Source organism: Streptomyces sp. GESEQ-35 (assembly GCF_017948485.1).
Taxonomy (GTDB): domain Bacteria; phylum Actinomycetota; class Actinomycetes; order Streptomycetales; family Streptomycetaceae; genus Streptomyces.
Genome location: NZ_JAFFSX010000001.1, coordinates 728,992 through 741,956 on the forward strand (window position 1 = coordinate 728,992; position 12,965 = coordinate 741,956).

The 12,965-nt window shown below is 69.7% G+C and carries 14 protein-coding genes; 11 read left to right on the plus strand and 3 right to left on the minus strand.

Features of this window, described 5'->3' with window-relative positions; genetic code table 11:
• Genes KCH87_RS03200 through KCH87_RS03235 form a run of 8 tightly spaced genes read left to right on the plus strand, consistent with a single transcriptional unit; the run spans position 1 to position 7,579 of the window.
• Positions 1-585 carry a nucleotide exchange factor GrpE gene (locus KCH87_RS03200; protein ID WP_210583850.1) on the plus strand — a complete coding sequence of 195 codons (585 nt, stop codon included), beginning with the start codon at positions 1-3 and terminating at the stop codon, positions 583-585.
• A gap of 6 nt (positions 586-591) precedes the next feature.
• The gene (locus tag KCH87_RS03205; protein ID WP_210583851.1) at positions 592-1,533 is read left to right on the plus strand and encodes a DnaJ C-terminal domain-containing protein; all 942 of its coding nucleotides are present in this window, start codon (positions 592-594) and stop codon (positions 1,531-1,533) included.
• Positions 1,533-1,901, plus strand: a complete 369-nt coding sequence (locus KCH87_RS03210) for a chaperone modulator CbpM (RefSeq protein WP_210583852.1) — start codon at positions 1,533-1,535, stop codon at positions 1,899-1,901. The genes KCH87_RS03205 and KCH87_RS03210 overlap by 1 nt, the downstream gene beginning before the upstream one ends.
• Complete coding sequence (gene clpB / locus KCH87_RS03215; protein WP_210583853.1) at positions 1,892-4,531, plus strand: ATP-dependent chaperone ClpB; 2,640 nt, start codon at positions 1,892-1,894, stop codon at positions 4,529-4,531. The genes KCH87_RS03210 and clpB overlap by 10 nt, the downstream gene beginning before the upstream one ends.
• Entirely contained in the window at positions 4,528-4,986 is a 459-nt protein-coding gene (gene trxA / locus KCH87_RS03220; RefSeq protein WP_210583854.1) for a thioredoxin, read from the plus strand. The genes clpB and trxA overlap by 4 nt, the downstream gene beginning before the upstream one ends.
• Positions 4,987-4,992: 6 nt before the next feature.
• The gene (locus KCH87_RS03225; protein WP_210583855.1) at positions 4,993-5,253 is read left to right on the plus strand and encodes a UBP-type zinc finger domain-containing protein; all 261 of its coding nucleotides are present in this window, start codon (positions 4,993-4,995) and stop codon (positions 5,251-5,253) included.
• On the plus strand, positions 5,253-7,034 hold the full coding sequence (locus KCH87_RS03230; RefSeq protein WP_210583856.1) for an FAD-dependent oxidoreductase: 1,782 nt from the start codon (positions 5,253-5,255) through the stop codon (positions 7,032-7,034). The genes KCH87_RS03225 and KCH87_RS03230 overlap by 1 nt, the downstream gene beginning before the upstream one ends.
• Positions 7,035-7,081: 47 nt before the next feature.
• Entirely contained in the window at positions 7,082-7,579 is a 498-nt protein-coding gene (locus KCH87_RS03235; protein ID WP_210583857.1) for an Hsp20/alpha crystallin family protein, read from the plus strand.
• Between the two features lie 103 nt (positions 7,580-7,682).
• Here the strand turns inward: KCH87_RS03235 and KCH87_RS03240 are convergent, their stop codons facing one another.
• Positions 7,683-7,907 (minus strand): hypothetical protein, encoded by a 225-nt coding sequence (locus KCH87_RS03240; RefSeq protein ID WP_210583859.1) that lies wholly within the window; start codon positions 7,905-7,907, stop codon positions 7,683-7,685.
• A 146-nt stretch (positions 7,908-8,053) separates the two neighbouring features.
• On the opposite strand from KCH87_RS03240, the gene KCH87_RS03245 reads away from it, so the two are divergent.
• Genes KCH87_RS03245 through KCH87_RS03255 form a run of 3 tightly spaced genes read left to right on the plus strand, consistent with a single transcriptional unit; the run spans position 8,054 to position 10,766 of the window.
• A complete protein-coding gene (locus KCH87_RS03245; protein ID WP_210583862.1) occupies positions 8,054-9,985 on the plus strand; it encodes an MFS transporter in 1,932 nt (643 codons plus the stop codon).
• Between the two features lie 26 nt (positions 9,986-10,011).
• The gene (locus KCH87_RS03250) at positions 10,012-10,404 is read left to right on the plus strand and encodes a DUF2267 domain-containing protein (protein WP_210583863.1); all 393 of its coding nucleotides are present in this window, start codon (positions 10,012-10,014) and stop codon (positions 10,402-10,404) included.
• Between the two features lie 56 nt (positions 10,405-10,460).
• Entirely contained in the window at positions 10,461-10,766 is a 306-nt protein-coding gene (locus KCH87_RS03255; RefSeq protein ID WP_308298741.1) for a DUF2267 domain-containing protein, read from the plus strand.
• A 163-nt stretch (positions 10,767-10,929) separates the two neighbouring features.
• Here KCH87_RS03255 and KCH87_RS03260 read toward each other — a convergent pair whose 3' ends face one another.
• Together KCH87_RS03260 and KCH87_RS03265 are read right to left on the minus strand one after the other, a co-directional pair.
• The gene (locus KCH87_RS03260) at positions 10,930-12,345 is read right to left on the minus strand and encodes an aldehyde dehydrogenase family protein (RefSeq protein ID WP_210583864.1); all 1,416 of its coding nucleotides are present in this window, start codon (positions 12,343-12,345) and stop codon (positions 10,930-10,932) included.
• Between the two features lie 101 nt (positions 12,346-12,446).
• Entirely contained in the window at positions 12,447-12,890 is a 444-nt protein-coding gene (locus tag KCH87_RS03265) for a nitroreductase/quinone reductase family protein (RefSeq protein ID WP_210583865.1), read from the minus strand.
• Positions 12,891-12,965 lie beyond the last annotated feature (75 nt).

The following is a 12,965-nucleotide window of genomic DNA, read 5'->3' on the forward strand; positions in this document are numbered from 1 at the left end:
ATGTCCATCCCACCCCGGGGCCAAGAGCCCGACCCGCCGCCGGAAGGCGCCGTACAGCCACCGCGTGGGGACCTTGAGCAGCCTGGACCGCCGGCCGAGGAGCCCGAGCCGGGGCCCGACGCCGCAACCGGCACCGCCGCACCCGAGGACGAGTACGCGGCCGCGCTGCGAGAGGTCGAGGACCGCTGGCGCCGCGCCCTGGCCGACCTCGACAACCTGCGCAAACGCCACGCCAAGGAGCTGGAGCGGGAGGCTGCGGCCGAGCGCGCCCGTACGGCTGCGGCCTTCCTGCCCGTCATCGACAACCTGGAGCTTGCCCTGAGCCACGCGGCCGCCGACCCCGGTGCGATTGTCGAAGGTGTCCGGGCCGTGCGCGACCAGGCCGTGAACGTCCTGGAGCGGCTGGGCTACCCCCGCCACGCAGAGATCGGCGTGTCGTTCGACCCGGCCCGGCACGAGGTGGTCGGCGTGGTCCAGGATCCCGACGCCGATCCGAACACCGTGGTCCAGGTGCTGCGACCCGGTTACGGGGAGGCCGAGCGGCAGCTGCGGCCTGCCGCCGTGACCGTCGCCAAGCGGGAGTGACCGTCCATGGCACGCGACTTCTACGAGGTGCTCGGCGTTCCGCGCACCGCCGACCGGGACGAGATCCAGCGGGCCTACCGCACCCTGGCCCGCAAGTACCACCCCGACGTCAACAAGGACCCCGAGGCGGAGGAGCGGTTCAAGGAGGTCAATGAGGCCTTCAGCGTCCTGTCCGATCCGGAGCAGCGAGCCCGCTACGACCGCTTCGGCGAGGACTTCCGGAAGGTCCCGGAGGACTGGGAGGAGCGGGTCGGCGCCGGAGCCGGAGTCGGAGCCGGCAGCGGCTTCTGGGGGACCACCGGCGGCGGCCCCCGGGTGCGGTACTCCACGGCGGGCTTCGGGGGCGAGGGGGTCGACGTCGAGGATCTGTTCGGCTCGCTGTTCGGCGGCGCCGGGCGGATGCGCGTGCCCGGCGCCGACCAGGAGGCCGAACTGCCGCTCACCGTCGAGGAGGCCTATCGGGGCGGCCGCCGTACAGTCACCCTCGCCGGACCGTCCGGGCAGCGGCGCTACCAGGTCGACGTACCGCCCGGCACCACCGACGGGCAGCGCATCCGGCTGGCCGGGGAGGGCGGGCGCGGGAGCGGCGACGACGCTCCCGCCGGGGACCTGTACCTGAGGGTGCGGATCCAGCCGCACCCCGAGTTCCGCCTCGACGGCCGGGACGTCCACGTGCGGCTTCCGGTCACTCCGTGGGAGGCGGCGCTGGGCGCGACCGTGCCGGTGCCCACCCCGAGCGGTGCCACGGCGAAGGTGACCGTGCCCGCCGGGTCCTCCAGCGGACGGCGCCTGCGGCTGCGCGGCGAGGGCATGCCGGGCCCGCGCGGCGCGAACGGAGACCTGTACGCGGAGCTGCGGATCATGGTGCCGCCCCGGCTGAGCGACCGGGAGCGCGAGCTGCTGGAGGAACTTGCCGCTGTCTCCTCGTTCGACCCCAGGAGGACCTGATGACCGACCGACCGGCCGAGGCCCGCCCGTCCCACGCACGCACGACCGAGGTGGGCGTGCAGTACGCGATCGTGCCCGTGTCCAGGCTCTCCCTGGAGACCGTGGCCCGCCGCTCAGGCGTCCATCCCGACCTGATCCGTCGGTTCGTCGCCCTCGGACTGGTGGACGCCGGCCATGACGCCTCCGGACGGCTGGTGTTCGCCCCCACGGCCCCGGCCGCCCTGGCCCGCGTCCAGCGGTTGCGCACCGGGCTGTGCCTGAACTACGCATCCATCGGTCTGGTGCTCGACCTGCTCGACCGCATCAGCCTGCTCGAAGCCGCGCTGCGGCGTGCAGGCATGAGGAGTGATCTTCCACCATGGACATGAACCGCCTGACCCAGAAGTCCCAGGAAGCCCTCCAGGAGGCCCAGAGCGCCGCCGGCGGCCTGGGCCACACCGAGGTCGACGGCGAGCATCTGCTGCTCGCCCTCCTCGACCAGGAGGAGGGCCTGATCCCGCGGCTGCTGAAGCAGACGGGCACCGAGCCCAAGGAGTTGCGCGCGGCCGTACGCGAGGAGCTCTCCCGCCGGGCCAAGGTGACCGGCCCCGGCGCGGCGCCGGGCCAGGTCTTCGTCACCCAGCGCCTGGCCCGGCTGCTGGACGCGGCCGAGCGGGAGGCCAAACGCCTCAAGGACGAGTACGTGTCCGTGGAACACCTGCTGCTGGCCCTGGCCGAGGAGGGCTCGGCGACCGCCGCCGGGCGCCTGCTGAAGGAGCACGGCGTGACCCGGGACTCCTTCCTGGGCGCGCTCACCCAGGTCCGCGGCAACCAGCGCGTGACCTCCGCCAACCCCGAGGTGGCCTACGAGGCCCTGGAGAAGTACGGCCGTGACCTGGTCGCCGAGGCCAGGGACGGCAGGCTCGATCCCGTCATCGGCCGGGACGCCGAGATCCGCCGCGTCACCCAGATCCTCAGCCGCAAGAGCAAGAACAACCCCGTCCTGATCGGCGACCCCGGCGTCGGCAAGACCGCCATCGTGGAAGGGCTGGCCCAGCGCATCGTGCGCGGTGACGTGCCCGAAGGACTGCGCGACAAGACGGTGTTCGCCCTCGACATGGGCTCGCTCGTGGCAGGCGCCAAGTACCGCGGCGAGTTCGAGGAACGCCTCAAGGCCGTACTGAGCGAGGTCAAGGCCGCGGACGGGCGGATCCTGCTCTTCGTCGACGAGTTGCACACCGTGGTCGGCGCGGGCGCCGCCGAGGGCGCGATGGACGCGGGCAACATGCTCAAGCCCATGCTGGCGCGCGGCGAACTGCACATGATCGGCGCGACCACCCTGGACGAGTACCGGCAGCACATCGAGAAGGACGCCGCCCTGGAACGCCGCTTCCAGCAGGTATTGGTCGACGAACCCAGCGTGGAGGACACCATCTCCATCCTGCGCGGCCTGCGTGAACGCCTGGAGGTCTTCCACGGTGTCAAGATCCAGGACACCTCGCTGGTCGCGGCGGCGACGCTCTCCCACCGGTACATCACCGACCGGTTCCTGCCCGACAAGGCCATCGACCTCGTCGACGAGGCGTGTGCCCGGCTGCGTACGGAAATCGACTCCATGCCCGCCGAACTCGACGAGATCACCCGCCGGGTGACCCGGCTGGAGATCGAGGAGGCGGCTCTGTCCAAGGAGACCGACCCCGCCAGCAAGTCCCGCCTGGAGGAACTGCGCAAGGAACTGGCCGACCTGCGCGGCGAGGCCGACGCCAAACACGCCCAGTGGGAGGCCGAACGGCAGGCGATCCGCCGCGTGCAGGAACTGCGCCAGGAACTGGAGCAGGTCCGCCACGAGGCGGAGGAGGCCGAACGCGCCTACGACCTCAACCGCGCCGCCGAACTCCGCTACGGCCGCCTCCAGGACCTGGAGCGCCGACTCGCCGCGGAAGAGGAGCAACTGGCCGCCAAACAAGGGCAGAACCGACTGCTGCGCGAGGTCGTCACCGAGGAGGAGATCGCCGAGATCGTCGCCGCCTGGACCGGCATCCCCGTCGCCCGCCTCCAGGAGGGCGAACGCGAGAAACTGCTACGCCTCGACGAGATCCTGCGCGAGCGCGTCATCGGCCAGGACGAGGCCGTCAAGCTCGTCGCCGACGCCATCATCCGCGCCCGGTCCGGCATCCGCGACCCGCGCCGCCCGATCGGCTCGTTCATCTTCCTCGGCCCCACCGGCGTCGGGAAGACCGAGCTGGCCAAGACCCTCGCCCGGGCCCTGTTCGACTCCGAGGAGAACATGGTCCGCCTCGACATGAGCGAGTACCAGGAGCGGCACACCGTCAGCCGGCTCATGGGGGCCCCGCCCGGATACGTCGGCTACGAGGAGGGCGGCCAGCTCACCGAGGCCGTACGCCGCAAGCCGTACTCCGTTGTGCTGTTCGACGAGATCGAGAAGGCGCACACCGATGTCTTCAACACCCTGCTCCAGATCCTCGATGACGGCCGCATCACCGATGCTCAGGGCCGCACCGTCGACTTCCGCAACACCGTGATCATCATGACGTCCAACATCGGCTCCGAGCACCTCCTCGACGGCGCCACCGCCGAGGGTGAGATCAAGCCGGACGCCCGCGCCCTGGTCATGGGCGAGCTGCGCGGGCACTTCCGCCCGGAGTTCCTCAACCGCGTCGACGACATCGTGCTGTTCAAGCCGCTCGGTGAGCTTCAGATCGAGCGGATCGTGGAGCTTCAGTTCGACGAGCTGCGGCAGCGGGTCGCCGAACGCCGCATCACCATCGAACTCACCGAAGCGGCCCGGGAGTTGATCGCCCACCAGGGCTACGACCCGGTGTACGGAGCCCGGCCGCTGCGCCGCTACATCTCCCACGAGGTCGAGACGCTGGTCGGGCGCGCCCTGCTGCGCGGCGACGTCCAGGACGGCGCGAAGGTCCGTGTCGACGCCGAGCACGCAGAGTTGGTGGTCACCTACGACCAGCCCGAGGACGTGAAGGGAGCGCGGGCGGCATGAGTACCGTGCAAGCCACCAACGTCACCTGCCCGCACTGCGGGCGCACCAACCGGGTACCCGTGGCCGCCGAGGGCCGCCCCAGGTGCGGCAACTGCAAGCAGCCTCTTCCGTGGATGGCCGACGCGGGCGACGACGACTTCACCGAGGTCGTCGAGCAGGCCACCGTGCCCGTCGTCGTCGACCTGTGGGCCACCTGGTGCGGCCCCTGCCGCATGGTGAGCCCCGCGCTGGAGAAGGTCGCCGCCGATCTCGCGGGAAAGATCAAGCTGGTCAAGGTCGACATCGACAAGAACCCGCGCCTGGCGCGGCGGTTCGAGGTCCAGGCCGTACCGACGCTGCTGGTCCTCGACAAAGGACAGACCATCGCCCGGCAGTCGGGTGCCGCACCTGCCCCTGCCCTGCGGCGGTGGGTGGAGCAGTCGATCGCGGGCCGCGAACCGGCCGGGAAAGGGTGATCGGCCATGACCGTACGAACCGACCCCCATCTCGCCCTCGTACGCCCCGTCACGCCGCGCGCCCCGGGGTGCGAGGAATGCCTGGCCACACGTTCCCCCTGGGTCCACCTCAGGCTCTGCCTGACCTGCGGCCACGTCGGCTGCTGCGATTCCTCGCCGAACCGGCACGCCCGCCGTCACGCCGCCGCCGACGGCCATCCGATCGTGGCGTCGCTGGAGCCCGGCGAGGACTGGCGGTGGTGCTTCGTCCACGAGGCGCTCGTGTGATGCCCGGCGACGAGACGCGGCCGGGCGCAGCGCCGGTGCCGGACGAGGCGGAGGAGAGCGTCCCCTTCGAGACCCCCGACATCTACGGCGCCTATCCCCGCCTGTCGGACGACCAGATGGCCCGTCTGGCGCAGCACGGCCGGCGGCGCACGGTCGACGCCGGTGACGTCCTGATCCGGGAGGGGGAGCGGTGCGAGACGTTCTACGTCGTCCTCAGTGGCTCGATCGCCATCGTCGAGGGCTACGGCACGCCCGATGAACACCTGCTGCGGGTGCACGGTCCTGGCCGCTTCATCGGCGAACTCGGCCTCCTGAACGGACAGGTGGCCTTCTACGCCGCCGTGGTCAGGGAGCCCGGCGAGGTCCTCGCCCTGTCGATGGATCAGCTGCGTGACCTGGTGACCCGGGACTCCGTCCTTGGTGATGTGGTGCTTCGCGCCTGCCTGGGCCGCCGTGCCCTGCTCGTCGGGCAGGGCGCCGGTTTCCGCATCATCGGCTCGCGCTACTCGCCCGACACCCGGCGGCTGCGCGAGTTCGCCGCCCGCAACCGGCTGCCGCACCGCTGGATCGACCTGGAGACGGACGAGGAGGCCGAGGCGCTGCTGCGCCGCTTCGCGGTCGGTCCGGAGCAGACGCCGCTGGTGATCTGGCGGAACACGAGCCTGCTGCGCAATCCGAGCAACGCCGAACTGGCCCGGTTGATCGGCCTGCCGCCCCTGCCGTCGGGCAACGGCCGCGGCGATCTCCTCATCGTCGGCTCCGGTCCGGCCGGTCTCGCCGCCGCGGTGAACGCCGCCTCGGAGGGCCTCGGCACGACCGTGGTCGAGGCGATGGCCACCGGCGGCCAGGCCGGGACGTCGTCCCGCATCGACAACTGCTTCGGCTTCCCCTCCGGCATCTCCGGCGCCGAACTCACCGAGCGCGCGGTGCTCCAGGCGGGCAAGTTCGGCGCCCGGATCAGCGTCCCTGCGGAGGCGGCCCGGCTCGAACGGCGGGACGGCCACTACGCCGTCGGGTTCGCCGACGGCAGCGAGATCACCGCCCGTACCGTCGTCCTGGCCACCGGCGCCCGCTACCGCCGCCTCCATGTGCCCGGCATCGAGCCGTTGGAGGGCGCGAGCGTCCACTACTCGGCGACCGTCTACGAGGCCCAGCAGTGCCGTACCGACCCGGTGGCGGTGGTCGGCGGCGGCAACTCCGCAGGGCAGGCCGCGCTCTTCCTGGCCGGGTACTCACCGCAGGTGTATCTGCTCGTCCGTGGGCCGAGCCTCAACGCGCACATGTCCCGCTACCTGATCGATCAGATCGAGCGCCACCCGTGGGTGCGCGTGTGGCTGCACACCGAGGTGACCGAGGCACTCGGCGACAAGGCGCTGGAAGCAGTCACCGTGGTCGACCACCGTACGGGCGAGCACCACCAACTCGCGGCGCGGGCCCTGTTCGTCTTCACCGGCGCAGACCCTCACACCGATTGGCTGTCCGGCGCGCTCGCCCTCGACGCGCGCGGCTACGTGCTCACCGGCGCGGAGGCGCAGGCATGCTCCGTTCCCGAGCTGTGGCAGAGCCAGGGCCGCGACTGCCTGACGTTGGAGACCAGCCTGCCCGGCGTCTTCGCCGCCGGCGACGTACGCAGCGGCTCGGTGAAGCGCGTGGCCTCCGCGGTCGGCGAAGGCGCGATGAGCATCCACTTCGTGCACCGCTACCTGGGCCACGCGGCCGCGCCCGGCGGCACCGACAGCTCCCCTCACACCCGTCCGAAGGAGTCCGCTTGGCTCGCATGACACCCAGCGGGCGACGAGATCACGAGAAGGAGAAGGAGGCGATGGGAATGACCACGCCCGTCCGGCGCCACCGCGGTGGCGCAATGCAGGACAGGCCTCTTGGCTGGGCACGCAATCCGCTGACGGAGTTCGACCAACTGCTCAGCGAGATGAGCGGACTGATCGAATCCACGGTGGGAGGCGCTGCTCCCGCAGTCGCCTGGACACCCCTGGCGGATGTCACGGAGTCCGACGACGCCTTCCACGTCGAGATCGAACTCCCCGGCGTCAAGAGCAAGGACATCAACGCCGAAGCGAACGGCCAGGAGCTGGTGGTCACCGGAGAGATCAAGGAGAAGGAACGCAAAGGCGTCCTGCGCCGGAGCACCCGCCGCACCGGAGCCTTCGAGTACCGGCTGCGGCTCCCCGGGGAGATCGACACCGAAAAGATCAATGCGCAGATGTCGGACGGGGTGCTCACCATCACCGTCCCCAAGGCCGAGGTCACAAAGCCCCGGCACGTCGAGATCAGCGAGACGAGTGAAAGCACCGAGACCGGCGGCTGAGACGCGAACGCCGCGGTTCCGGGCACCCGTCCGGCACCGCGGCCGGCCCGGCGAGGCTCGACACCCGGGGTGACTCATGAACGACGTCCCGTGTCACAACCCCTCACGGCGGCGGAGACTCGGCACGCGGCTCCCCACCGGCTTCCTTTCGGCGCCGCAGCCGCCAGGCGCGCAGCAGCCGAAGGGGGAGCAGGCCCAGCGGTGCTCTCCGGCCCATGTCCGCCTGGTCCTCGCGGTCGAATGCCCGTGCGTAACGCTCGGCGTCCTGGGCCGTCGGATATCGCTTGCTGCCCTCCGCTCCGCACCCACGCGCGCAGTGCCAGAGCATCGTGTCGCCCTCATGAAGAAAGCGAAAACGGTGTCCCAGAAGGTGGCAGCGCAGCACAGCAGACCACCCTATGCGGACCGGCCCATTCCGGCCCGTTCTGCCCCTCTCCAGGCAACAGCCCATGGCCCTGATCGAGGAGGCATGGCATGACCACCACCGCCGAGCTCGGTGTCGTCACCACCAAGGTCCCCGCCCGGCTTGACCGGCTGCCGTGGTCCCCATTCCATTGGCGGATCGTGATCGGTCTGGGAACCGTCTGGATTCTGGACGGACTCGAAGTGACGATCGTCGGGGCGGTTGCCGCCCGTATGACCGAGCCGGGCAGCGGCATCAACCTGACCAGCGCCGACATAGGCACTGCCGCCGCCATCTACGTCGCAGGCGCATGTGCGGGCGCTCTCCTGTTCGGGAGGCTCACCGACCGCTACGGGCGCAAGAAGCTGTTCATGCTCACGCTCGGCATCTACATCCTCGCCACCGTCGCGACCGCGTTCGCCCATGACCCCTGGTACCTGTACCTTGCCCGATTCATCACCGGTATGGGCATCGGCGGGGAGTATGCCGCGATCAACTCGGCCATCGACGAGCTGATTCCTGCCCGCAACCGCGGGCAGGTGGATCTGGCCATCAACGGCAGCTATTGGATCGGTGCGGCGCTCGGCAGCCTGGTCGCCGTGCTGCTTCTCAACGAGGGGCTGCTGGCAGCCGACCTCGGCTGGCGGCTGGCCTTCGGCCTGGGCGGCATTCTGGGCCTGGGCATCATGCTGGTACGCCGCCATGTGCCGGAGAGCCCGCGCTGGCTGTTCATCCACGGGCATCAAGCCGAGGCCGAACGCATCGTCGACCGGATCGAGGCCGAGGTGCGCCAGGAGACCGGCCGTGAGCTGCCGGAACCGGGCGAGGCGGTCACCGTACGGCAGCGCGACGTCATCCCGTTCACGGAGATCGCCGGCGTGGCCCTGCGGCGGTACCCGCGTCGCGCCGTTCTCGGTCTGGCGCTCTTCGTCGGGCAGGCGTTCCTGTACAACGCGATCGTCTTCGACCTGGGCACGATCCTGAACGGCTTCTTCGACATCGGCTCCGGCTCGATCCCCTACTTCCTTGTCCTCTTCGCGATCGCCAACTTCCTCGGACCACTCCTTCTCGGCCGGCTCTTCGACACCGTTGGCAGAAAGCCGATGATCGCGGGCACCTACTTCGGCTCGGCAGTCGTGGCAGCCGTCCTCGCCGTCCTGCTGATCAACGGCTCCCTGACGACATGGTCGTTCTTCCTTCTGGTCTCGCTGACCTTTTTCGTCGCGTCCGCGGGAGCGAGCTCGGCCTACCTGACGGTGAGCGAGGTCTTCCCCATGGAGACCCGAGCCCTGTCCATCTCGCTGTTCTTCGCGATCGGCACGGCCGTGGGCGGAATCACCGGCCCGCTTCTGTTCGGCCACCTGATTCACAGTGGCGAGGCCGACCTGGTGGCCATCGGCTTCCTCGTCGGAGCGGCAGCAATGGCGTTGGGCGGGGTGGCCGAGGTCTTCTTCGGTGTCCGGGCCGAACAGCAGTCCCTGGAGAACATCGCCCGGCCGCTCACCGCTGAGGAAGCCGAAGCAGCCTGGCGCAACGAGCCCGCCCCACAGGACGGACGAGACCGCCTGCGGCCCGCGCACGTCCGGCAGGCCGCGCACGAGCGGGAACGGCGGATCGCCGACCGCACCGCACGCCGCCAGGAGCGGGAGCGAGCCGGAGCCCGCCGCTACCGCCCGGGCACCGGACCGGGCAGCACCCTGTACTCGCCGGGGATGGCCGGCACCGCGGGCACGGCAAGCCGTACGTCCGCCATGGCCGAACAACGCCTCGACGAAGAGATCGAACAGATCACCCACACGCTCCAAGAAGCCGGCCCGACCAGCCGCGACCGACTCGAACAGGCCGTGGGCGGCCGTTCCTGGGGCCCCGGGCGCTTCCGCCGTGCCCTGCGTGAGTCCGAGCGGGAGTCCCGGGCCAAGAGCCTTGCGAACGGCAGCTACGCGCCGGCGGACGGACCCGGACGGCACGACAGCGCACCGGGCGACCCCGATGACCAGCGGTGACCGGAGCGGGCAGAAGGAAGGCAGCGATGAAATACGACGGATTCCTCGCCCGTGTACGCGAGCTGGGCGAATACAACGACCAGGACGAAGCCGCGGACGTCACCAACGCCGTGCTGGAAGTGCTGGCCCAACGGATCAGCCCGGGAGAGGTCAAGGACCTCGCATCCCAGCTGCCCGGCCCACTGGGACAGGTCCTGAACCATGCCACGCCGCAGCAGGCGAAGAGCTTCGGGATCGAGGAGTTCTACCGCCGGGTCGCCGAGCGCACCCACGCCCGGCCGCGTACGGCGCAGTGGGACGCCAGCGCGGTCCTCACCACCGTTGCCGACGCTGTCACCGGCGGAGAGCTGAATCAGATCATCAGCCAACTCCCCTCCAGTTACGCGGTCCTGTTCGGCAAGGCCGACCTCGCGGACTGAGCCCGTGAGGCGCCCAGAACGAAAGGCCCACGAAAAATGGTTGAGACAGGTTTCTCCTGGCCGTGCTGCACCCGCTCCGGGATCGTCTCCCGGTCGAGACGGCCGTACAGTTCGGCGCCCAGCTGCCGACCATCGTCCGGGGCATCTACTACGACGGCTGGAAGCCGGCCGAGACGCCCGTGAAGATGAGCAACGAGGAGTTCTTCGCACGGGTCCGGAGCGAATTCCCCTATGCGGTCGAGGGCGGCAGCGAGAAGCTGGTGCGCACCGTACTGAAATCTCTGGAGCGCCATGTGAGCGCCGGCGAATGGCAGCACCTCAAATCCCGGGTGCCGAACTCGTTTGCCGCGCTCCTGCCGTGATCCGGGCGGAGGAGATCATGAACGCGGCCCAGCACGCCGAGCAGGCCTGCGGTCGGCAACTGGTGCACGCTGCGCGGCGGGAGGGCTCGGCGTACTGACGTCGGCATGAACCGCGGATGGGCGCGCAGGTTCGCGTATCAGTCACGAGGCCCTGGCACGCCGGTCAGGCCATCACCGACCGCGTCTCGAGGAACTCCTCAAGACCGAAGGTGCCGTACTCCCGCCCAATGCCCGACTGCTTGAACCCCCCGAACGGGGACAGCGACTCGAAACCGCCGTTGATCGCCACCCGGCCCGCCTGGAGCCTCGACGCGATGCGATGCGCACGCGCGGGATCCGACGAGAACACATAGGCGTGCAGGCCGTAGTCGGTGTCGTTGGCGATCTCCACCGCGTGGTCCTCGTCACGGTAGGTGAGGATCGACAGCACCGGCCCGAAGATCTCCTCACGCGCGATCGTCATGTCGTTGGTGACGTCCGCGAACAGAGTCGGTCGCACGAAGTATCCGTCCGCCAGTCCCTCGGGACGGCCGGGTCCGCCGGCGACGATCCGGGCGCCTTCCTCGACACCGCGACGGATGTAGCCCTGGACACGCTCCCACTGACGTTCGCTGACCATCGGACCGATGGCCGTTGCCTGGTCGCTGGGATCGCCGACCGGGAAGTCGGCCATCTTCTCCGTGGCGACAGCGATGATCTCGTCCAGTCGGCTCTCCGGGACGAGGATGCGGGTGCCGGCGACACACGCCTGGCTGCTGTTGGCGAACCCGGCCATGAGCGCGCCGGTGACGGCCTGATCGAGATCGGCGTCGTCGAGAATGATCGACGGCGACTTACCCCCGAGTTCGAGCGTCACGCGCTTCAAGGTCTCGGCCGCGTCGCGAAGGATGACCTTGCCGACCGGGGTCGAACCGGTGAAGGTGATCTTCGCGATGTCGGGGTGACGAGTGATCGCGCTCCCGACGACATTGCCGAGCCCCGTCACGATGTTGAAGACGCCCCGCGGCAGCCCGGCCTCGTGGAGTGCCCGGGTCAGCGCATAGGTCTGCATCGCGCTCATCTCGCTCGGCTTGATGACGACGGTGCAACCGGCCGCCAGAGCGGTCGCGACGTTGTTGGAGATGAAGAACGGATCGGAATTCCACGGCGTGATCACGCCCGCGACGCCGACCGGCTCCAACTCCACGGTCGCGGTGCCGATGTGCCGTGTGAAGTCGAATCCCTCCAAGGTCGTGATCATGTCGGCGAACGCACCGACGGCCGAACCGACCATCCACGCGTTGCGCACCGGCCCGCCGTACTCCAGGAGGACGGCCTCCTGGATCTCGCTCGTCCGCGCGGCGACGGCGGCCTGGAGCCGGCGGAGCGCGTCGAGCCGCTCCTCCTTCGATGTCGCGGACCAGGCCGGCAGTGCGCGCTTCGCCGCCGTGACAGCCGCATCCGTGTCCACCTCGTCGGCGAGCTGGACCTGCCCGATCACTTTCCCGGTGGCGGGGTTGAACAGGTCGGCGAGTTCAGTGCCGTGCGGGGTGACGAACTCACCGTCTATGTAGATCTTGTTGATCACGTTCTCTTGCATGGAGGACTCCTGGACTCGTTCGCCGCCGAAACCCACGGAGTGGGGCGGCGGTTGTCTGATCAGTGGCCGCATACGGCATCGCTGATTGCTGAGGTTTCGAACTACCGGGTCGGCGCCGAGGAGGCTGTCCGCAACTGCTCGTCGTCGAAGACGATCTCGACCAGCGGGCTGCCCGCGAACCATTCGTCGAAGTTCTGGCGCCGGCTGACCCGCGTCGCGATCTCGGGCCGGTTCTGCAATTCGAGGACTTCGGTGATCACTCGCCGCCGTGTCGGCTCGTCGACCAGTGCCGCGGTCGCGGGTAGGTCAGCCGTTACCCCGTGTTTGAGATGCACGATGAACCGCGGATTGGCCCGCAGGTTCGCGTACCAGTTACGAGGTCCCGGCATGCCGGTCAGGTACCAGCGACCGTCGACGCGGTGGAACCAGATCTCGATGCGCCGCGCGATGCCGCTGCGTGCGCCCAGCGTCGTGATGTCGATCGTGTGCGCGGTCGTCGACGAGTCCGGCCCGATCGCGAGGGCGCGGGCGACGGCGTCGTCCACGGTGCGGAAATTCATATTTCTCTCCCTCGGAGGCGATCAGTGAGCGATCGGCGAAATTCATTACCCGCCTCCTGC